Annotated in this window: 22 protein-coding genes; 12 read left to right on the plus strand and 10 right to left on the minus strand. The window is 62.0% G+C overall.

The features are described from left to right. Window positions 1–54 precede the first annotated feature (54 nt). The 6 genes from rluB to H043_RS0123890 form a co-directional block, all read right to left on the minus strand. A complete protein-coding gene (rluB, locus tag H043_RS0123865; RefSeq protein ID WP_027613970.1) occupies window positions 55–1,269 on the minus strand; it encodes a 23S rRNA pseudouridine(2605) synthase RluB in 1,215 nt (404 codons plus the stop codon). 142 nt (window positions 1,270–1,411) lie between these two features. Then, window positions 1,412–1,603, minus strand: a complete 192-nt coding sequence (locus H043_RS0123870; RefSeq protein ID WP_027613971.1) for a DUF1289 domain-containing protein — start codon at window positions 1,601–1,603, stop codon at window positions 1,412–1,414. A gap of 145 nt (window positions 1,604–1,748) precedes the next feature. Continuing rightward, window positions 1,749–2,726: an SMC-Scp complex subunit ScpB gene (gene scpB, locus H043_RS0123875; protein ID WP_027613972.1), complete on the minus strand. Its 978-nt coding sequence runs from the start codon at window positions 2,724–2,726 to the stop codon at window positions 1,749–1,751. An 11-nt stretch (window positions 2,727–2,737) separates the two neighbouring features. Then, the gene (locus H043_RS0123880) at window positions 2,738–3,436 is read right to left on the minus strand and encodes a ScpA family protein (RefSeq protein WP_171061841.1); all 699 of its coding nucleotides are present in this window, start codon (window positions 3,434–3,436) and stop codon (window positions 2,738–2,740) included. A 123-nt stretch (window positions 3,437–3,559) separates the two neighbouring features. Further along, window positions 3,560–4,189: an L-threonylcarbamoyladenylate synthase gene (locus H043_RS0123885; RefSeq protein ID WP_007966016.1), complete on the minus strand. Its 630-nt coding sequence runs from the start codon at window positions 4,187–4,189 to the stop codon at window positions 3,560–3,562. Window positions 4,190–4,202: 13 nt separating this feature from the next. Further along, window positions 4,203–5,066, minus strand: coding sequence for a PHP domain-containing protein (locus tag H043_RS0123890; RefSeq protein WP_027613974.1), 864 nt, complete (start codon window positions 5,064–5,066; stop codon window positions 4,203–4,205). A gap of 87 nt (window positions 5,067–5,153) precedes the next feature. On the opposite strand from H043_RS0123890, the gene H043_RS0123895 reads away from it, so the two are divergent. The 6 genes from H043_RS0123895 to H043_RS0123920 all read left to right on the plus strand — a co-directional run bounded on the left by H043_RS0123895 (window position 5,154) and on the right by H043_RS0123920 (window position 9,615). Further along, window positions 5,154–5,750, plus strand: coding sequence for a septation protein A (locus H043_RS0123895; protein ID WP_027613975.1), 597 nt, complete (start codon window positions 5,154–5,156; stop codon window positions 5,748–5,750). A gap of 1 nt (window position 5,751) precedes the next feature. Next, a complete protein-coding gene (locus H043_RS0123900) occupies window positions 5,752–6,051 on the plus strand; it encodes a YciI family protein (RefSeq protein ID WP_007966019.1) in 300 nt (99 codons plus the stop codon). A gap of 297 nt (window positions 6,052–6,348) precedes the next feature. After that, a complete protein-coding gene (locus tag H043_RS0123905; RefSeq protein WP_027613976.1) occupies window positions 6,349–6,759 on the plus strand; it encodes a translation initiation factor 2 in 411 nt (136 codons plus the stop codon). 7 nt (window positions 6,760–6,766) lie between these two features. Further along, a complete protein-coding gene (locus H043_RS0123910; protein ID WP_007966021.1) occupies window positions 6,767–7,444 on the plus strand; it encodes a response regulator transcription factor in 678 nt (225 codons plus the stop codon). Between the two features lie 199 nt (window positions 7,445–7,643). Next, window positions 7,644–8,093 (plus strand): Spy/CpxP family protein refolding chaperone, encoded by a 450-nt coding sequence (locus tag H043_RS0123915; protein ID WP_027613977.1) that lies wholly within the window; start codon window positions 7,644–7,646, stop codon window positions 8,091–8,093. 181 nt (window positions 8,094–8,274) lie between these two features. Beyond that, on the plus strand, window positions 8,275–9,615 hold the full coding sequence (locus H043_RS0123920; protein WP_027613978.1) for a cell wall metabolism sensor histidine kinase WalK: 1,341 nt from the start codon (window positions 8,275–8,277) through the stop codon (window positions 9,613–9,615). A gap of 109 nt (window positions 9,616–9,724) precedes the next feature. Here the strand turns inward: H043_RS0123920 and H043_RS0123925 are convergent, their stop codons facing one another. Continuing rightward, window positions 9,725–10,291: a nitroreductase family protein gene (locus tag H043_RS0123925; protein WP_027613979.1), complete on the minus strand. Its 567-nt coding sequence runs from the start codon at window positions 10,289–10,291 to the stop codon at window positions 9,725–9,727. A 121-nt stretch (window positions 10,292–10,412) separates the two neighbouring features. Between H043_RS0123925 and H043_RS0123930 the strand changes: the two genes are divergently transcribed. Next, window positions 10,413–11,867 carry a TrkH family potassium uptake protein gene (locus H043_RS0123930; RefSeq protein WP_027613980.1) on the plus strand — a complete coding sequence of 485 codons (1,455 nt, stop codon included), beginning with the start codon at window positions 10,413–10,415 and terminating at the stop codon, window positions 11,865–11,867. Here H043_RS0123930 and H043_RS0123935 read toward each other — a convergent pair. Next, entirely contained in the window at window positions 11,824–12,879 is a 1,056-nt protein-coding gene (locus H043_RS0123935) for an AraC family transcriptional regulator (RefSeq protein WP_202369364.1), read from the minus strand. The genes H043_RS0123930 and H043_RS0123935 overlap by 44 nt on opposite strands. Window positions 12,880–13,043: 164 nt before the next feature. Between H043_RS0123935 and H043_RS0123940 the strand changes: the two genes are divergently transcribed. Next, entirely contained in the window at window positions 13,044–13,355 is a 312-nt protein-coding gene (locus H043_RS0123940; protein WP_003222750.1) for a DUF962 domain-containing protein, read from the plus strand. Between the two features lie 26 nt (window positions 13,356–13,381). After that, window positions 13,382–13,972, plus strand: a complete 591-nt coding sequence (locus tag H043_RS0123945; RefSeq protein WP_027613982.1) for an HD domain-containing protein — start codon at window positions 13,382–13,384, stop codon at window positions 13,970–13,972. Between the two features lie 120 nt (window positions 13,973–14,092). Here H043_RS0123945 and H043_RS0123950 read toward each other — a convergent pair whose 3' ends face one another. Beyond that, entirely contained in the window at window positions 14,093–14,908 is an 816-nt protein-coding gene (locus H043_RS0123950) for a UDP-2,3-diacylglucosamine diphosphatase (RefSeq protein WP_007966031.1), read from the minus strand. A 136-nt stretch (window positions 14,909–15,044) separates the two neighbouring features. Between H043_RS0123950 and H043_RS0123955 the strand changes: the two genes are divergently transcribed. Both H043_RS0123955 and H043_RS0123960 read left to right on the plus strand, forming a co-directional pair. Further along, window positions 15,045–15,809: an AraC family transcriptional regulator gene (locus tag H043_RS0123955; RefSeq protein WP_027613983.1), complete on the plus strand. Its 765-nt coding sequence runs from the start codon at window positions 15,045–15,047 to the stop codon at window positions 15,807–15,809. Window positions 15,810–15,883: 74 nt separating this feature from the next. Then, window positions 15,884–16,777 carry a DMT family transporter gene (locus H043_RS0123960; protein WP_027613984.1) on the plus strand — a complete coding sequence of 298 codons (894 nt, stop codon included), beginning with the start codon at window positions 15,884–15,886 and terminating at the stop codon, window positions 16,775–16,777. On the opposite strand, the gene H043_RS0123965 is transcribed toward H043_RS0123960, so the two are convergent. Beyond that, window positions 16,771–17,058 (minus strand): SelT/SelW/SelH family protein, encoded by a 288-nt coding sequence (locus H043_RS0123965; protein ID WP_027613985.1) that lies wholly within the window; start codon window positions 17,056–17,058, stop codon window positions 16,771–16,773. The two genes, H043_RS0123960 and H043_RS0123965, sit on opposite strands and share 7 nt — an antisense overlap. A gap of 71 nt (window positions 17,059–17,129) precedes the next feature. Here H043_RS0123965 and H043_RS0123970 point away from each other — a divergent pair, with 71 nt between their 5' ends. Further along, complete coding sequence (locus H043_RS0123970) at window positions 17,130–19,331, plus strand: patatin-like phospholipase family protein (protein ID WP_027613986.1); 2,202 nt, start codon at window positions 17,130–17,132, stop codon at window positions 19,329–19,331. The last annotated feature ends 138 nt before the right edge of the window (window positions 19,332–19,469 follow it).

Here is a 19,469-nt window from a genome sequence, read left to right on the forward strand (position 1 = left end):
CGGTGGCGTTTTTTGCTTTAGCTCGAAGCTTGCCGCTCAAAGCTCACAACTGCTTTATTCCGGCTTCTTGCGACCGAAACCCGGACGCTGACCGGAACCGGCCGGTGCGCCGCGGCGCTTGCCCGACGGCTTGTCACCGTCGACCAGTTTGATCCCCGGACGCTTCGGTGCAGGCTTGGCCGGACGCTTGTTGGTGGTGTCGGCAGGACGATCCGCCACCGGCGTACCGCGACCGGCCGGCGCACGACCTTCGCCACGCTCGGTACGACCACGCGGAGCGCGCTCGCCATCCGGACGTGCAGCCGGCTTGCGACCCGGACGCTCGCCTTCGATCTGCGGCTCACGGCTCGGACGCGGACCGGTCGGCGCGCCAGCGGCTGGACGCAGGGTACGCACGCGCTCGGTCTTGGCCATCGGCCGCGACGATTTGCGCTGCATACGCTCCAGCTTGTCCTTGCTCTTGGCGTTGAGTTGCGGCATCGCCACCGGGGTCAGGCCGACTTCGGCACTGAGCACGTCGACTTCGTACTGGCTCATTTCGCGCCAGCGGCCCATCGGCAGATCAGAGTTGAGGAACACCGGACCGAAACGCACGCGCTTCAGACGGCTGACCACCAGCCCTTGAGATTCCCACAGACGACGAACCTCACGGTTACGGCCTTCCATCACCACGCAGTGATACCAGTGGTTGAAGCCTTCGCCGCCCGGTGCCTGCTGGATGTCGGTGAAGCGCGCAGGACCGTCTTCCAGTACCACGCCCGCCTTCAGGCGCTCGATCATTTCGTCGTCGACTTCACCGCGGACACGCACGGCGTACTCACGGTCCATCTCGTAGGACGGGTGCATCAGGCGGTTGGCCAGCTCACCGTCAGTGGTGAACATCAGCAGACCGGTGGTGTTGATGTCGAGACGACCGATGTTGATCCAGCGGCCTTCTTTCGGACGCGGCAGCTTGTCGAACACGGTCGGACGGCCTTCCGGGTCGTCACGGGTGCAGATTTCGCCATCGGGCTTGTTGTACATGATCACGCGGCGTACCGACTCGGCAGCCTCTTCGCGCTTGATCACCTTGCCATCGATAGTGATGGCGTCGTGCATGTCGACGCGCAGGCCGAGGGTGGCGTCTTTGCCATTGACCTTGATCCGGCCCTGGCTGATCCAGGCTTCGACGTCACGGCGCGAGCCAACGCCGATACGGGCGAGGACTTTCTGCAGTTTTTCGCCTGCTGGGCCGATTTCCTGGTCGTCTTGCTGATTGATGTCACTCATCTGGGCACCTCCCGGTGTGGTCTGTTCAGGCGACGCCTGAAGCATTGAAATCTGGTTTTCGGGCGAAGGGATCGCCGAAGGGTCGCGAATCATACGCGGATGTGCGCCATCGCGCATCAGAGACTAGCTGATCGATCGCCAGTTATTTGTTTTTCCGCCGACCGGCGCCACCGAGTTTGATCAGGCGCAGCGCGGCTTCAGCCAGCACTGTGCGCTTGTCGTCCTTGTCGAGTTTCTTCCAGGCACGGATCTCGCGCTTGCTGCGGCCACAGCCGAGGCAGATGTCGTCGCTGAACTTGCACAGGCTGATGCACGGGTCTTTGGTGGAACTCATCGAATACTCCAGAACGACACTTGCCCCTGTAGGAGCGGGCTTGCTCGCGAATGCGGTGTATCAGGCAATACATGCATATCTGACACACCGCATTCGCGAGCAAGCCCGCTCCCACAGGGGTTGACCAGTGATCTTGAAAACCGTGTCAGTCCTCGAACTCACGGCGTTCGGCTTCGATGGCTTCCGCCAGCGCACGAGCTTCGGCTTCTTCTTCGCTCAGCTCGGGTTCAGGTTCTGGCACCGGTTGTTCGAGGGCGGCGACGGCAGCCAGGAGTTTTTCCCGGGCCTCGGCAACGCCCAGCACATCCTCTTCCGGTTCGGCTTCAGGCTCGGCCTCAAGTTCAACGTCAATCGCCGGCTCGACGGTCTCGACTTCCGGCTCAGTCGTCGACGCTTCACCATCCGCGGCATCGCGCAACAGATCGTCGAAGTCGGTCTTGATCCCCTCCTCCATGCTGTCCAGCTCCAGCAGCAAGGTGTGGAAGCTGGTTTCTTCCTTCGGCTCTTCCGGCTCGGCTCTAGCGTCGGCCTGTTCCTGCAGGCCCTGCGGTGCCGGTGCGTCGTCGAAATCGAGGACCGGCTCGGTTTCCATCTCGCGCAGTTCCGCCAGCGGTGGCAAGTCTTCGAGGTTTTTCAGGTTGAAATGATCGAGAAACGCCTTGGTAGTAGCGAACATCGCCGGTTTGCCCGGCACGTCGCGGTAACCGACGATGCGGATCCACTCGCGCTCGATCAGCGTCTTGACGATGTTGGTGTTGACCGCCACGCCCCGCACGTCTTCGATCTCGCCGCGGGTGATCGGCTGGCGATAGGCAATCAGCGCCATGGTTTCCAGCAGCGCCCGGGAATAGCGCTGCGGACGTTCTTCCCACAAACGTCCGACCCACGGCGAAAACTTCTCGCGGATCTGCAGGCGGTAGCCGGAGGCGACTTCCTTGAGCTCGAACGCGCGGCCCTCGCAGGACTTGGCCAGCAGGCTCAGGGCTTTCTTGAAGACCGGCGGTTCGGGCCGTTCGCCTTCTTCGAACAGTTCGTAGAGGCGTTCAAGCGATTGCGGTTTTCCCGAGGCCAACAGAAAGGCTTCAAGCAGGGGCGCCAGCTCGCGGGGTTCAGTCAGGTTCATGTTTCGACTCGTTATTCGGCTCGGGCTCGCACGTGGATCGCGGCGAACGGCTCATTCTGCACCAGCTCGACCAAGGATTCCTTGACCAATTCAAGGATTGCCATAAAGGTCACCACCACACCGAGGCGACCTTCCTCGGCAGTGAACAGCTCGACGAATGGCACAAAACCACCGCCCTTGAGCCGTTCCAGCACATCGCTCATGCGCTCGCGAGTCGACAGTGCCTCGCGGCTGACCTGATGGCTCTCGAACATATCGCCCCGGCGCAGCACTTCGGCCATGGACATCAGAATCTCTTCCAGCGCGACGTCCGGCAACAGCTTGCGCGCCCGGGCTTCCGGGGCGTCGAGTTTGGGCACCACCACGTCGCGACCGACCCGGCTCAGGCCGTCGATGCCTTCGGCGGCAGCCTTGAAGCGTTCGTATTCCTGCAGGCGACGGATCAGTTCGGCGCGCGGGTCGTCCTCTTCGTCTTCGACGGTTTCGGCGCGCGGCAGGAGCATCCGTGATTTGATCTCGGCCAGCATCGCCGCCATCACCAGATACTCGGCGGCCAACTCCAGGCGCACCGACTGCATCAACTCGACATAGCCCATGTACTGACGGGTAATTTCCGCTACCGGGATGTCGAGGATGTTGATGTTCTGTTTGCGGATCAGGTACAGCAGCAGGTCAAGCGGGCCTTCAAAGGCTTCGAGAAACACTTCCAGCGCATCCGGCGGGATGTACAGGTCCAGCGGCATTTCCGTGACCGCCTGGCCATAGACCATGGCAAACGGCAGTTCCTGCTGGGCGCCGGCCTGGGGATCGACAACGGTTTCCACTGCGGACATTCAGGCCTCGACCATGAACGGCGCGGGGTCGCCGCAACCGACGCGGATCACTTCCGGGTCGTCGCCGGTCAGGTCAATCACGGTGGACGCCTTGATCCCGCCGAAACCGCCGTCGATGATCAGGTCCACCTGATGTTCAAGCAATTGACGCATTTCGTACGGGTCGCTCAGCGGATCTTCATCGCCGGGCATGATCAGGGTCACGCTCATCAGCGGCTCGCCGAGTTCGGCCAGCAACGCCAGGGCAATCGGATGGCTCGGCACCCGCAGGCCAATGGTGCGTTTCTTCGGATGCAGCAACAGGCGCGGCACTTCACGGGTGGCGTTGAGGATAAAGGTGTAAGGCCCCGGCAGATGCGCCTTGAGAATGCGGAAAGTACCGGTGTCGATCTTGGCGTAGTTGCCCAGTTGCGACAGGTCGCTGCAGATCAGCGCGAAGTTGTGCTTCTCGTCGAGCTGGCGCAGACGGCGCACGCGCTCGATCGCGGTCTTGTCGCCGATCTGGCAACCGATGGCGTAGGAAGAGTCCGTGGGATAAATCACCACCCCGCCCTTGCGGATGATTTCGACTGCCTGTTTGATCAGGCGCGCTTGCGGGTTTTCCGGATGGATCTGGAAAAATTGACTCACGTTTTCTACCTGTTCAGACGGCGGCAATATCTGTGTCATGTTTGAACCGACACCACAGGGGTGGAAGGTCCTCGGGAACCGGCCGGTACTGGCCAATCTCGGACCAGCCTCCAGGGCCATGGAAATCACTGCCGGCGCTGACCAGCAGACCGAACTCGCGGGCAAGGATTGCCAGGCTGCCGACCTGTTCCGCGGGCTGATGGCCATTGACCACTTCGATTGCATGCCCGCCCGCTTGAATATAGTCGGCAATCAGCTTTCGGCGCTTGCTGCGGGTGAAATCGTAGTGCCACGGATGCGCCAGACTGACCCACGCCCCGGCGGCACGCAGGGTACCGACGGTGTCTTCCAGCGTCGGCCAATGCTGCTTGACGTCACCCAGCTTGCCGGCGCCGAGCCATTTACGGAACGCCTCGGCGCGATCCTTTACAAAACCTTCACGCACCATCCAGTCGGCAAAATGCGGACGGGCCGGGGCGTTGCCGCTGTCGCCCAGCTCCTGCTGGATCTGCCGGGCGCCGTCGAGGGCACCGGGCATACCTTTGAGGCCGAGCTTGCGGCTTATTTCTTCCGACCGCAGCCAGCGGCCATCGTGCAATCGGGCGATCGCCTCGACCAGTGGCGCGGCGTTGACGTCGAAACCGTAGCCCAGCACGTGGATGGTCGCGCCGCCCCAGGTGCAGGACAGTTCGACGCCATTGACCAGCTGCATGCCCAGTTCTTCGGCGGCGCTGCGCGCTTCGGCGAGGCCTTCGAGGGTGTCATGATCGGTCAACGCCAGGACTCGCACGCCGTTTTCGAACGCACGCGCAACCAGAACCGCCGGCGCCAGGGCGCCATCGGAGGCCGTGCTGTGGCAGTGCAAATCAACATTCACGGGGAGTTGTAACCTCAAATCAGCTGGCGCTATCGCGCGCCCATATGTTTGTTATTATGCCGCCACATCCAGCTTCTGGCTCTCACTGTGAAACAATTCATCGATTTCATCCCGCTTCTGCTGTTTTTCATCGTTTACAAACTTGATCCACGGGTTGTCGATATCGCCGGTCACGAAGTCACTGTAGGCGGTATTTACAGCGCCACGGCGATGCTGATCATCAGCTCCCTGGTGGTCTACGGCGCGTTGTTCATCAAACAGCGCAAGCTGGAAAAGAGCCAATGGCTGACCCTGATCGCCTGCCTGGTGTTCGGCAGCCTGACCCTGGCCTTCCACAGCGAGACCTTCCTCAAATGGAAAGCCCCGGTGGTCAACTGGCTGTTCGCCCTGGCCTTCATCGGCAGCCACTTCATCGGTGACCGCCTGCTGATCAAACGCATCATGGGCCACGCGCTGACCCTGCCGGATCCGGTCTGGACCCGCCTGAACATCGCCTGGATCGCCTTCTTCCTGTTCTGCGGCGCTGCCAACCTGTTCGTGGCATTCACCTTCCAGAGCATCTGGGTCGACTTCAAGGTGTTCGGCAGCCTGGGCATGACCGTGCTGTTCCTGGTCGGTCAGGGCATCTACCTGTCCCGCCATCTGCATGACGCCGATACCACAACGCCAAAAACCGAGGACTGACATGCTCTACGCAATCATTGCCACCGACGTCGCCAACTCGCTCGAAGCCCGCCTCGCCGCGCGCCCGGCCCACCTCGAACGCCTGCAAGTGCTCAAGGGCGAAGGCCGCATCGTACTGGCCGGCCCGCACCCGGCGGTCGACAGCAATGATCCGGGCGCTGCGGGTTTCACCGGCAGCCTGATCGTCGCCGAATTCGACTCCCTGAGCGCCGCCCAGGCCTGGGCCGACGCCGATCCGTACATCGCCGCCGGCGTGTACGCCAACGTGATCGTCAAGCCGTTCAAGCAAGTTTTGCCGTAACCAAGGAATGTGGAGGGGCTCTGTGGCGAGGGGATTTATCCCCGATGGTTGCGCAGCAACCCAAAGCCATCCAATGCGGTGTGCCTGACACACCGCATGCTCCCATTTCAGGTCTGCTTCGCAGCCCATCGGGGCGGTGCGACGTTTCGCTGAATCCCCTCACCACAACAGCTCTCTCGCCACACTCAACCCACTCCAAGCACTGAACCTTCCCGGCTCTAACCGCTCTCAATCGCTCATTATTCTCGTTTGCCTGCCGACAACCTGCCCAATATCCATTTGCAAGCAGGAATCGCAATGCGCAAAGGTCCGTTGTGTCTGATGTGGGTCACGTTGTCGATCATGGCGCCCGCCCATGGTGAGGAAACCACCGAAAGCGGCAGCTCCACGCCATTGTCGTTAAGTGCCGGCAGTCAGATTACCGAACTGCAGCAGCGCCTGAAGGCCAGCGAGCAGCAGCGGGAAGAACTGAGCAAACAACTGCAAAATGCCGATAACACCCGCGAAAGCGCCCAGCTTGCCCGGTTGCGTCAGGAGAACCAGCGCCTGAAGCTGCAACTCAAGGAAGCCCAGGCCAGTCCATTGCCGCGTCTGTTGACCGAACAGCAGCAATGGTTCGTCACCGGCGCCGGGGTAGCGCTATTGGCGCTGCTGTGCGGTATCTTTGCCAGTGGAGCAAGCCGAAAACGTCGGCAATGGCTAAATTGAGTGAGTCATGAGCGAGCTGTTACTGATTGATGATGACCAGGAGTTGTGCGAACTCCTGAGTAGCTGGCTGAGCCAGGAAGGCTTCCAGGTACGCGCCTGCCACGATGGCCAGAGCGCGCGCAAAGCGTTGGCCGAATCTGCCCCGGCGGCGGTGGTGCTGGACGTGATGCTGCCCGACGGCAGCGGTCTGGAGCTGCTCAAGCAATTGCGCAGCGAACACGCCGACTTGCCAGTGCTGATGCTCTCGGCCCGTGGCGAACCGCTGGATCGCATCCTCGGTCTGGAGCTGGGCGCCGACGATTACCTGGCCAAACCCTGCGATCCGCGTGAACTCACCGCGCGCCTGCGCGCCGTGCTGCGCCGCAGTCACCCGGCTGCCGTGTCGACCCAGCTCGAACTGGGCGACCTGAGCTTCAGCCCGGTGCGCGGCGTGGTCAGCATCGACGAGAAAGAACTGACTCTCACCGTTTCCGAAAGTCGTTTGCTCGAAGCCCTGCTCAAGCAGCCCGGCGAACCGCTGGACAAGCAGGAACTGGCGCAACTGGCCCTCGGCCGCAAGCTGACCCTGTACGACCGCAGCCTCGACATGCACGTCAGCAACCTGCGCAAGAAGATCGGCCCCCACCCCGACGGTCGCCCGCGAATCGTCGCCCTGCGCAGCCGCGGTTACTACTACAGCCTGTAAATCGGGAAATACCTGCCTGAATGCTATATGTGGCGAGGGAGCTTGCTCCCGCGCCACAGGCGGAGTGCCAGTGATATTTGTCAGGCAGGGTACGAAGCGTCTTTACCCAAGCTTTACGCAGCGCTGACCGCCGCTGACCTTGATCTCCGTAATCTGAACTCATCCGGAACGTACCGGGAACGAGACAAGGAGATACACCATGCGCAAGACTCTTATCGCTCTGATGTTCGCTGCCGCTCTGCCAACCGTCGCCATGGCTGTGCCACAGGATGGCGGCCCGATGGGTGGCCCGCTCGACGGCCCACGCCACGGCGGTCAGATGCACGGCGAGCACGGCAAAGGCCCGTACAGCCAACTCGACCTGTCCCGTGAACAACGTGATCAGATCCGCAAGATCATGGGCGAGCAGATGCATGAGCGTCGCCAGGTAGTCGAGAAGTACCTGGAAAAACTCTCGCCGGCTGACCAGAAAGCCATGAAAGACGAGATGGCCGCCAACCACAAGAAAGCCGAAGCTGACGTACGCAACCTGCTGAAACCGGATCAACAGAAGAAATTCGACGAGATTCAGAAGAAACAGGCTGAACGCCGCGCCGAATGGGCCGAGTTCAAAGCGTGGAAAGCGCAACAACCGCAAAAAGCGCAATAATGCGATAACCTCGGATCCGACGGCTAAGCGCCGTCGGTTCTGTTGCCACTCAATCCAAATGTGGGAGCGGGCTTGCTCGCGAATACGGTGTATCAGACAAAGTAATGTTGACTGACACACCGCATTCGCGAGCAAGCCCGTTCCCACATTGTTGAGTTTTTTGTTTGATTGAGGATTTTCTGTGCGTTCATTGTTCTGGCGTATTCTCGCGAGCTTCTGGCTGGCCATTGCTCTGGTGGCGGGGCTGTCGATTCTGCTCGGGCACATGCTCAACCAGGACGCGTGGATCCTCAGCCGCCATCCCGGCCTCAACACTCTGGCCGCCGAATGGACGCAAACCTACGAAGCCCAGGGCGAAGACGCCGCGCAGGACATCCTCGAACAGCGCAAACGCCAATATCACATCGATGTGCAGGTGCTGAACGAAAGCGGCGACCCGGTGGTGCGTGGCACCTTCCCGCGTCGCGCCGCCGCCTTCGAAGCCCGGCAGAACAACGATGACCGACGCCTGCCCTGGCGGCGCCTGACCGACGAATTCACCAGCGAAAAAACCGGCGACACCTATCTGTTCATCTTCCGCATCCCGCACCCGGAGCTCGACGCCTGGCACCGCGAAAGTCTGCTCTGGCCGCTCAGTGCGCTGGGCATTGCGCTGGTGGTGCTGACCCTGTTCAGCCTGCTGGTGACCTTCTCCATCACCCGCCCGCTCAGCCGTTTGCGCGGTGCGGTGCATGATCTGGGGCAGACCACCTATCAGCAGAACAGCCTGGCGAAACTGGCCAACCGTCGCGATGAGTTCGGCGTGCTGGCCAACGACTTCAACCGCATGGGCGCGCGCCTGCAAAGCCTGATCGGCAGTCAGCGCCAGTTGCTGCGCGATGTGTCCCACGAACTGCGCTCACCTTTGGCGCGACTGCGGATTGCGCTGGCACTGGCGGAACGGGCCAACCCGGAAGAACGGGAAAAGCTCTGGCCACGCCTGACCCGCGAATGTGATCGGCTGGAAGCGCTGATCAGCGAGATTCTGGTGCTGGCGCGAGTCGATGCCGACAACGCCAGTGCCGAAGCGGTAGACTTGAACGCCCTGCTCGGCACCTTGCAGAAGGACGCCCAGCTCGGCTCACCCGAGCAGACCGTGCGCCTGGATGCCGAACCACACCTGACGCTGACCGGTTGGCCAACCATGATCGAGCGCGCCGTCGACAACCTTTTGCGCAACGCCCAACGCTTCAACCCGGTGGATCAGGCAATCGAGATGCAGGCCACGCGTCAGGGCGAACGAATTGTGGTGAGTGTGCGCGACCACGGGCCGGGTGTGCAGGCCGAGCATCTGAGCCAGTTGGGCGAGCCGTTCTACCGGGCGCCGGGTCAGACGGCGCCGGGACATGGTCTGGGGTTGGCGATTGCCAGGCGCGCGGCGGAGCGGCATGGCGGGAGCCTGCTGCTGGCCAATCATCCTGAGGGCGGGTTTGTCGCCAGCCTGGAATTGCCGTTGGTGCCAGGGGCTGTCGTGCAGCCGTAAAACAGATGTGGGAGGGGGCTTGCTCCCGAAGGCAGTGTGTCAGGCAACATAGTTTTGTCTGATACGCCGCTTTCGGGAGCAAGCCCCCTCCCACATGGACATCAAAGGCTCAGGCCTTGGCGGGCCAGGCGCTGACGAACGCGGCCAGATCAACCTTCTCCGCCACACGCGGTTCTTTCTGCGGCGTGCCGAGGTACAGAAAGGCAATCACTTGTTCGTCTTCAGCCAGGCCCAGCCCCTTGGCCACGTGCGCCGAATAAGCCAGATCACCGGTACGCCACACCGCACCAATCCCCTGTGCGTACGCCGCCAGCAGAATCCCGTGAGCCGCACACCCCGCCGCCAGCAACTGCTCGGCCTTCGGATACTTGACGTGATCCTGCAGTTTCGCGATCACCACGACCACCAGCGGCGCCCGCAGCGGGCCGTTGCGCGCCTTGTCGATCATCGCTTCAGTGACTTCGCCTTCCTGCATCTGCGCCGCTTCAGCCAGCAACTCGCCCATTTGCTCGCGCGCCGCGCCTTCGACGGTGAGGAAACGGTACGGCTGCAAGTGGCCGTGATCCGGCGCGCGCAGGGCTGCGCCAAACAGGGCTTCGCGCTGCTCGGCGGTAGGGGCCGGTTCGACCAGACGTGGAACGGAAACACGGTTGAGCAAAGCGTCGAGAGCCTGCATCGGCCACCTCCTGAGAAAAATGTGCGGCTATTCTAGCGGTATCCGGCAACAGGGTGCCGGTTTACATGCCCTGCCCCACGGGTAGAATGGCGCCCTTCCTACATCAGCCCGAGCGGACTTCATGGCGTTGCCGACCTTACGGATCATTGGTTTCATCATCGGCATCTTCCTGATCACCCTGGCCATCGCCATGGTTGTGCCCATGGCCACCCTGGTGATTTTCGAGCGCACCGGCGATCTGCCGTCGTTCCTCTGGGCGAGCATGATCACTTTCCTCGCCGGCCTCGCACTGGTGATCCCCGGCCGCCCCGAACATATCCACCTGCGCCCGCGCGACATGTACCTGCTGACCGTCAGCAGCTGGCTGGTGGTGTGTATTTTCGCCGCGCTGCCGTTTTTGCTGACCCAGCACATCAGCTACACCGACTCGTTCTTCGAAAGCATGTCCGGCATCACCGCCACCGGCTCGACCGTGCTCAGCGGGCTCGACACCATGTCCCCGGGGATTCTGATGTGGCGCTCGCTGCTGCACTGGCTCGGCGGCATCGGCTTCATCGGCATGGCGGTGGCGATTCTGCCGTTGCTGCGCATCGGTGGCATGCGCCTGTTCCAGACCGAATCGTCCGACCGCTCGGAAAAGGTCATGCCGCGCTCGCACATGGTGGCGCGCCTGATTGTGGCAGCCTACGTCGGTATCACCATCCTCGGCAGCCTGGCGTTCTGGTGGGCCGGGATGAGCCCGTTCGATGCGATCAACCACGCGATGTCGGCGATTTCCACCGGTGGTTTCTCGACCTCCGACCAGTCCCTGGCGAAGTGGACGCAACCGGCGGTGCACTGGGTCGCGGTGGTAATCATGATCCTCGGCAGCCTGCCGTTCACCCTGTATGTGGCGACCATGCGCGGCAACCGTCGGGCACTGATCAAGGATCAGCAGGTGCAGGGTTTGCTCGGCATGTTGCTGGTGACCTGGCTAGTGCTCGGCACCTGGTATTGGTGGACCACCAAGCTGCACTGGCTGGAAGCGCTGCGGCACGTGGCGCTGAACGTAACGTCGGTGGTCACCACCACTGGTTTTGCCCTCGGCGACTACAGCCTGTGGGGCAATTTCTCGTTGATGCTGTTTTTCTATCTGGGCTTTGTCGGCGGCTGCTCCGGCTCGACGGCGGGCGGGATCAAGATCTTCCGTTTCCAGGTCGCCTACATCCTGCTCAAGGCCAACCTTAACCAGCTGATTCACCCGCGCGCGGTGATCAAGCAAAAGTACAACGGCCACCGTCTCGACGAAGAGATCGTGCGTTCGATCCTGACCTTTTCGTTCTTCTTCGCCATCACCATCTGCGTGATCGCCCTGCTGCTGTCGCTGCTCGGCGTCGACTGGATGACCGCGTTGACCGGCGCTGCCAGCACCGTGTCCGGCGTCGGCCCGGGCCTGGGCGAGACCATCGGCCCGGCGGGCAACTTTGCCACCTTGCCGGATGCGGCCAAGTGGATTCTGTCATTCGGCATGCTGCTCGGCCGATTGGAGATCATTACGGTGTTTGTGCTGTGTATTCCGGCCTTTTGGCGTCACTGACCGGCGCCTGCAACAGCCGCGCCCGGTAATCGCCGGGCGTGGTGTCGAACCAGCGGCGGAACGCACGGAAGAAGTTGCTCGGATCGGCAAACCCCAGCAGATAGGCAATCTCCAGCAAGGTCATGTTCGGCTGCGCCAGATACTGCTCGGCCAGTTCGCGGCGGGTGTCGTCGAGCAACTGCTGAAAACTGGTGCCCTCCTCCTGCAAACGGCGCTGCAAGGTGCGCTGCGACAGATGCAGGGTCTGCGCCACGGTATCGCGCTTGGGTTCGCCCTGCGGCAGTAAACGGCATAACACCTGGCGCGCCTTGTGGGTCACGCGGCTTTCAGAGAATCGCGCCAGGTATTCCCCGGCAAACCGGTCGTGCAGCAGCGCCATGGCTTCGTTGGCGGTGGGCAGCGGTGCTTCCATGTCGGCGCGTTCGAAAATCAGCGCATCGTACGGCGCGTTGAACATCAGCGGCGCGTGGAAGGCTTGTCGGTAGGGTTGCAGGTCTGCGGGTTCGTCACCCTGAAACAGCACTTTGACCGGGTGCAGGGTGCGTCCGGTCAACCAGCCGCACAGGCCAAGCGCACAGGCCAGCGAGGCTTCGGCGCTCTGCCGGGTTGGCGGCAGGTGATCGCCATGCACCGTCAGAATCAGCGCATAGCCTTCTTCGAGCAGACGAAAACTCAGGTCGGCGCTCTCGGCGATAATCCGCTGATAACGCACCAGGCGTTGGAAGCCTTCGGCCAGGGTGTTGCTCGACATCAAGGCATAGCCGGCAACGTGGAACGACGCCGGGCGTACCACCTTGCCCATGTTCAGGCCGATCGCCGGGTTGCCGGACAGCTCGACCGCCCGTTGCCAGAGGCGGGTCATGGAATCTTGCGGGAAGCGCGCATCCGGATCATTCAGGGCCGCGTAATCGAGCCCCAGTTGCTTGAACAGTACCCGGCAATCCAGGCCGTCCATCTCCAATGCTTTGACAATCCCCATCGCCCAGCTTGCAGAAGTCGTTCGTTCGCTCATGGCGTTATTCTTTTACATGATGGATCGCATGTTACGACCCGATTTGCGAAGGATACTAAAGTGGCGCCCATTGTCACTGGCTGATGCCAGTGTTCACTCTAGACTCAAATAAGCTACCCGCCGAACAACTTGCCGTCAGAACAATAACCACAGAGATCGCAGTCGTGGAAAACATCAAGCAATTCAACACTTTCGCCGAGTTCTACCCGTATTACCTCAGCGAACACGCCAACAGTACCTGCCGACGATTGCATTTCATCGGCACCACGCTGGTGATTTTCATTCTGGCCATGACCATCGCCAAAGGCGCCTGGCTGCTGTTGCTGGCCCTGCCGCTGGCCGGTTACAGCTTTGCCTGGGTCGGCCACTTCTTCTTTGAAAAGAACCGTCCGGCGACTTTCCAGCATCCGCTGTACAGCCTGCTCGGCGATTTCGTCATGTACCGCGACATGATCCTCGGCCGCGTGGCGTTCTGAACCCCGACCCATCAGGAGGCTTGCCGATGAACGCCAATGCCCGCTTCACTCACATGCAGGACGGCACGCAGGAAGACTGGGCGATCATCGCCGCCGACTTCAGCGCCTACGCTCGGCAATTGCCGTCGCGGATCATCGCGCACCTGAAGTTGCTCGAAGGCGATTTCGGCGGCTTCCCGGTGGATCGCCTGACCCATTCGCTGCAAACCGCGACCCGCGCCTATCGCGACGGGCGTGACGAGGAATACGTGGTCTGTGCGCTGCTGCATGATATTGGCGACACCCTCGGCTCCTACAACCACCCGGACATCGCGGCGGCGATTCTCAAACCGTTCGTCAGCGCCGAGAACCTGTGGATGGTCGAAAAGCACGGCATCTTTCAGGGCTACTACTTCTTCCATCACCTGGGCATGGATCGGCATCTGCGCGAGCAATTCGCCGCGCATCCGCAGTATCAGGCCACGGCGGAATTTTGCGCTAGGTACGACGCGGCGGCGTTCGACCCGGCCTATGAAACCCTGCCGCTGAGCTTCTTCGAGCCGATGCTGGAGCGGTTGTTTGCCCAGCCGAAGCACTCGATCTACAAGGCGGCGATGGAAGAACACAGCCCGGCCTGAGAACACCACAACTCAACATGGGAGGGGGCTTGCTCCCGAAGGCGGTGTGTCAGATAAACATATACTTACTGATACACCGCATTCGGGAGCAAGCCCCCTCCCACAGGAGATATCTGGGGTCTAGGCAATCTCGGCAACCTTGGCCGCCTTGAGCTGTGCCTCCCGCGCCTGCGCATCCGCCAGGCGATACAGCTCGATCGTGCCATCCCAGTGCTCGATCAATGCCGTGCACGATTCCACCCAATCGCCGCAATTGAGGTAATCCACCTCGCCGACCTTGCGGATCTCGGCATGGTGAATGTGCCCGCAGACCACGCCGTGCAACTCGCGTTTCACGCATTCGTGGGCGATGGCTTCTTCGAAGTCGCTGATGAAGCTCACTGCCGTCTTCACCTTGTGTTTCAGGTACGCCGACAACGACCAGTAGCCGTAGCCATAACGCGCTCGCCAGTGATTGAGCCAGCGGTTGAGGGTCAGGGTGAACTCGTAGGCCGAGTCGCCGAGGAAGGCCAGCCAACGGTGGTAGCGGGTGATCACGTCGAACTGGTCGCCATGGATCACCAGCAGGTGCCGGCCATCCGCCGTGACGTGCACCGCCTCGTCGACCAACTGGATGTTGCCGAGGATCAGCTTCGAATAACGGCGCAGGAATTCATCATGGTTGCCGGTGACGTAGATCACCTCGGTGCCGCGCTTGCTCATGGTCAGCAGGCGACGGATCACGTTGGTATGCGCCTGCGGCCAGTACATGCCACCGCGCAGCTTCCAGCCGTCGATGATGTCACCGACCAGATAGATCTTGTCGGCGTGGTAGCCCTTGAGAAATTGCGACAAGTGCTCGGCCTGGCAATCCCGCGTGCCCAGGTGCACGTCGGAAATCCACAAGGTACGCACCCGTTGTTTGCGGCTGGGTTTGGCGAGCTCGGCGCTGGTCATGGGCAACCCTCTGCGATGTTTTCGCCACTGTGCACGTACCGGGTGAATCGACCATGACAGACAGGCGTCAGTCGTGTGACAGCGCGCAAGCCCGTCACCCCGGTGTAGACTGGCGCTCACTTCGGAGACCTCTGCCATGCGCCCGATCCTCACCCTGCGCCAATACACCCACGACCTGATCGTCCACAGCCACGACCACGCGCAACTGGTGTTCGGGCTGTCCGGCGCGCTGGATTTCGAAGTCGAGGGTCAGGGCAGCCAGGTGCGTCAGCAGAGTTTCGTGGTGGTTCCAGGCGGCGCGCATCACGCCTGCGGCAGCCCCGATGGCAGCCGTTGTCTGGTGCTGGACGTACCCGACGGGCCATGGCTGAACGATTCGCTGGGCGAGCACGCCGACGCCAGTCAGCGCTTGCTCGACCAGCCTGCGCGGTTGTCGCTTGATGCCGGGCAAAGCCAGTTGGTCCACTGGCTGGCGCACAGCCCAGTCAGCGATCCGCTGATCGCCCAGCAAGGCGCAGTGTTGCTGCTGGCCAGCCTGAATCACGCCAGACCTGCCGAACATTCGGCGCGGCGCCTGCCCTACGCAGCGCTGGATGCGCACATCGAACAATACGCCGCCTACCCGCTGCAGGTGGCCGATCTGGCGCAGATCGCCGGGCTGTCCAGCGCCCGGCTGCACGCACGGTTCATGGCGGAATGCGGGCAGACGCCGATGGACTACATTCGCAGCCGGCGGCTGCACAAGGCGGTTTGCCTGCTGCGCGACACGGCACTGCCGATCGGTGAGATCGCCAGTCGGGTCGGCTACAGTTCGCAAAGCGCGTTCGCGGCGGCGGTGTTGCGCGAGTTCGGCGCTTCGCCGGGGCAGTTGCGCCGCGACTCCTGCGACAAAAAACGCTAGTTCGCCGACAGACTTCTGCGCCGCAACACGTTTCAATGGGCAACATTGAAACCGTGTTCGGATTAAGGATTGCAATGACTCCGCGTACCGCCCTCGGCGCCCTGCATATCGGCGCTTTAATGTTCGGTCTGACCGGTGTGTTCGGCAAACTCGCGGCCGCCTCGCCGGCGGTGATCGTCTTCGGACGTGCAGCGTTTGCCGTGCTCGCCCTGGCCTTTTTTGCCCGCTTCGCCAGTCAGCACGGCTGGCGGACACTGCAGGCGGTCGACTGGCGGCGTCTGGCGCTCAGCGGCGTGTTGCTGGCCGGGCACTGGGTGAGTTTTTTCATCGCGGTGAAGGTCGCCGGCGTGGCCATCGCGACCCTGGGCTTTACCAGTTTCCCGGCGTTCACGGTGATTCTCGAAGGGCTGATTTTCCGCGAACGCATCCGCGCCAATGAAATCGTGCTGGTGGTGCTGGTCAGCGTCGGTTTGGTGCTGGTGACCCCGGCGTTCGATCTGGCCAGCGGCGCCACCACCGGGTTGCTCTGGGCGGTGCTGTCGGGCTTGCTGTTCGCCCTGCTGTCGCTGACCAACCGCGCCAGCTCTGGACGGATTCCGGCGGTGCAGGCCGCGCTGTGCCAGAACGTGGTGGTGGCGCTGTGTCTGCTGCCGGTCGCTGCCCCGCAACTGAGCGAAGTGCGAGCGCTGGACTGGCTGTGGATCGGCCTGCTCGGAGTGTTCTGCACCGGTGTCGCCCACAGCCTGTTTGTCGCCAGCCTCGCGGTGATCAAGGCGCGCACCGCCGCCGTGGTGTTCGCCATGGAGCCGGTCTACGGAATCACCGTCGCCTGGTTGCTGTTCGATGAAAACCCGACCGTGCGCATGCTGATCGGGGGGGCGCTGATCATCATCGCCATCGTGGTCTCGGCGCGGATGTCAGGCAGTGCCGACAAGAAAACCGTGGCTGCCGAAGCCGCGTCTCACTGAGTGCGATCATTGTGGCCGAGGTCGCGCTCAGGGTCGATCTGATCGCGCACCCGCTGCTTGAGCACCTTGGCCTCTGGAAAACCACCGTCGGCCTTGCGCTCCCAGATCTGCACGTCGTCGCAGCTGATGTGAAACACCCCGCCGGTGCCGGGCACCAGCGAGACCTTGCCGAGGTCATCGCCGAAAGTGCTGAGCAGCTCCTGCGCCAGCCACGCGGCGCGCAGCAGCCACTGGCATTGGGTGCAATAAGTGATGACGATTTCCGGTTTTGCAGCAGACATGTTCGCTGAAACTCCTGAGACAGAGGGCGCCGCTATAATAGCCGGCTTTATCGCTTGCCCCGAGACTCACCATGCGCCGTTTGCTGTTCTGCCTGCTGCTTGGCTTCCTGCCCCTCTTTGCTAATGTCACCGTGCATGCCGCCGAAGCGCCCCGCCCGAAAGTCGGCCTGGTGCTGTCCGGTGGCGCCGCCCGTGGCCTGGCGCACATCGGCGTGCTCAAGGCGCTTGAGGAGCAAGGCATCAAGATCGATGCGATTGCCGGCACCAGCATGGGCGCGGTGGTCGGTGGCCTGTATGCCTCGGGCTACAAGATCGATGAACTGGAAAAACTCGCGCTGAACATCGACTGGCAGCAGGCGCTGTCCGACGCACCGCCCCGCGAAGACGTGCCGTTTCGCCGCAAGCAGGACGACCGCGACTTTCTGGTGAAACAGCAACTGAGTTTTCGCGATGATGGCAGCCTCGGCCTGCCACTGGGGGTGATTCAGGGCCAGAACCTGGCGCTGATGCTGGAAAGCCTGTTGGCGCACACCAGTGACACCCGCGACTTCGACAAACTGCCGATTCCCTTCCGCGCCGTGGCCACCGACATCGCCAATGGCGAAAAAGTGGTGTTCCGCAAAGGCCACCTGCCGCAGGTGATCCGCGCCAGCATGTCGATTCCGGCGGTGTTTGCCCCGGTCGAACTGGACGGGCGGCTGCTGGTGGACGGTGGCATGACTGACAACATCCCGCTCGACGTCGCGCGGGAGATGGGTGTCGACGTTGCAATCGTGGTCGACATCGGTACGCCGCTGCGCAACCGCAAACAACTGACGACCGTGGTCGATGTGCTGAACCAGTCGATCACCCTGATGACCCGGCGCAACTCCGAAGAGCAACTGGCCGCCCTCAAACCCAGCGACGTGCTGATCCAGCCAGCGCTGGCGGCATTCGGCGTGACCGATTTCGGCAAGGCCCAGGAAATGATCGACGCCGGTTACCGCGCCACACGGATTCTCGACGCCCGCCTCGCTCAGCTCAGACCTCACGAATCTCAAGACGCCGAACTCAATGCGGCCCGCGCCCCGGGCCAGCGCACGCCGATCATCACCGCGATCAGGGTCGAGAACGATTCGAAAGTCGGCGATGAGGTGATTCGCTATTACATCCGTCAGCCGATCGGCGAGCCGCTGGACCTGGGCCGACTGCACTCGGACATGGGTACGCTGTACGGCCTGGATTACTTCGAACAGGTGCAGTACCGCGTGGTGCACAAGGGCCAGGATCACACGCTGGTGATCAGCGCCCGGGGCAAACGCAGCGGCACCGATTACCTGCGGGTCGGCCTGAACCTGTCAGACGATATGCGCGGTGACAGCGCCTTCAACCTCGGCGCCAGCTACCGCATCAACGGCATCAACCGCCTCGGCGCGGAATGGCTGACCCGCGCACAAATCGGCGACAAACAGGAGCTCTACACCGAGTTCTATCAGCCGCTGGACGTTGGCTCGCGCTACTTCGTCGCCCCGTATGCTGCGTTTGAAGCGCAGAACGTCGATGCTGTGCTCGACAACGACCCGATCGCCCAATACCGCGTCGAACGCTACGGTTTCGGCCTCAATTTCGGCCGGCAGATCGGCAATAACGGTGAAATCCGCTTCGGGGTCGGCGAGGCCTGGGGCAAAGCGGATGTGCGCATCGGCGATCAGGACTTGCCGAGAGAAAACTTCACTGAAGGGTTCTACTCGCTGAAGTACTCGTTCGACTCGCTGGACAACGTCTACTTCCCCCACGAGGGCAAGGACGTCAGCCTGACCCTGATGCAATTCGAACCGGGCCTCGGCTCGGACACGCGCTACCGGCAGTGGGAATTCAAGCTCGATAAAGCCATGAGCCGTGGCCCGGATACGCTGATTCTCGGCGGCCGTTATGGCCGAACGCTGGACGATGCCAATGTGGTGACGTCGAGCTTCCTGCTCGGCGGTGCGCGACAGTTATCGGGCTTTCGCGAGGATTCGATTTCCGGGCAGAACGTCAGCCTGATGCGCGCGGTGTACTACCGCCGGTTGACGCCACGCTCTTATTTGCCGCTCGATTTCCCGCTGTATGCCGGGGCTTCGCTGGAGCGTGGGCGGGCGTGGAACAACGACAATGAATTCGACAGCGGCTACATCAATGCCGCCAGCGTGTTTATCGGCTTCGATACGCCGTTGGGGCCGCTGAACTTCACCTATGGCTTGAATGATGCGAACGAGCAGGCGGTTTATCTGAATCTGGGGCAGACATTCTGATCATTCAGGTGGATCTATATTGCCTGCCAGGCCGCCTTCGCGAGCAAGCCCGCTCCCACACTGAAACGCATTCCAACTGTGGGAGCGGGCTTGCTCGCGAAGGCGATAGTTCAGTCAGCGAACAATTCCGCTGACTCA

The sequence above is a fragment of the Pseudomonas sp. URIL14HWK12:I6 genome (assembly GCF_000514195.1).
Classification (GTDB): Bacteria; Pseudomonadota; Gammaproteobacteria; order Pseudomonadales; family Pseudomonadaceae; genus Aquipseudomonas; species Aquipseudomonas putida_A.

What these genes read in the sequence shown, in the direction of transcription:
- H043_RS0123925 (WP_027613979.1), bottom strand. Translation starts at nt 10,291, where the DNA reads ATGCAGGCTCTCGACGCTTTGCTCAACCGTGTTTCCGTTCCACGTCTG.
- H043_RS0123930 (WP_027613980.1), top strand. Translation starts at nt 10,413, where the DNA reads ATGGCGTTGCCGACCTTACGGATCATTGGTTTCATCATCGGCATCTTC.
- H043_RS0123915 (WP_027613977.1), top strand. Translation starts at nt 7,644, where the DNA reads ATGCGCAAGACTCTTATCGCTCTGATGTTCGCTGCCGCTCTGCCAACC.
- rluB (WP_027613970.1), bottom strand. Translation starts at nt 1,269, where the DNA reads ATGAGTGACATCAATCAGCAAGACGACCAGGAAATCGGCCCAGCAGGC.
- H043_RS0123945 (WP_027613982.1), top strand. Translation starts at nt 13,382, where the DNA reads ATGAACGCCAATGCCCGCTTCACTCACATGCAGGACGGCACGCAGGAA.
- H043_RS0123905 (WP_027613976.1), top strand. Translation starts at nt 6,349, where the DNA reads ATGCGCAAAGGTCCGTTGTGTCTGATGTGGGTCACGTTGTCGATCATG.
- H043_RS0123950 (WP_007966031.1), bottom strand. Translation starts at nt 14,908, where the DNA reads ATGACCAGCGCCGAGCTCGCCAAACCCAGCCGCAAACAACGGGTGCGT.
- H043_RS0123955 (WP_027613983.1), top strand. Translation starts at nt 15,045, where the DNA reads ATGCGCCCGATCCTCACCCTGCGCCAATACACCCACGACCTGATCGTC.
- H043_RS0123910 (WP_007966021.1), top strand. Translation starts at nt 6,767, where the DNA reads ATGAGCGAGCTGTTACTGATTGATGATGACCAGGAGTTGTGCGAACTC.
- scpB (WP_027613972.1), bottom strand. Translation starts at nt 2,726, where the DNA reads ATGAACCTGACTGAACCCCGCGAGCTGGCGCCCCTGCTTGAAGCCTTT.
- H043_RS0123960 (WP_027613984.1), top strand. Translation starts at nt 15,884, where the DNA reads ATGACTCCGCGTACCGCCCTCGGCGCCCTGCATATCGGCGCTTTAATG.
- H043_RS0123900 (WP_007966019.1), top strand. Translation starts at nt 5,752, where the DNA reads ATGCTCTACGCAATCATTGCCACCGACGTCGCCAACTCGCTCGAAGCC.
- H043_RS0123970 (WP_027613986.1), top strand. Translation starts at nt 17,130, where the DNA reads ATGCGCCGTTTGCTGTTCTGCCTGCTGCTTGGCTTCCTGCCCCTCTTT.
- H043_RS0123965 (WP_027613985.1), bottom strand. Translation starts at nt 17,058, where the DNA reads ATGTCTGCTGCAAAACCGGAAATCGTCATCACTTATTGCACCCAATGC.
- H043_RS0123935 (WP_202369364.1), bottom strand. Translation starts at nt 12,879, where the DNA reads ATGAGCGAACGAACGACTTCTGCAAGCTGGGCGATGGGGATTGTCAAA.
- H043_RS0123870 (WP_027613971.1), bottom strand. Translation starts at nt 1,603, where the DNA reads ATGAGTTCCACCAAAGACCCGTGCATCAGCCTGTGCAAGTTCAGCGAC.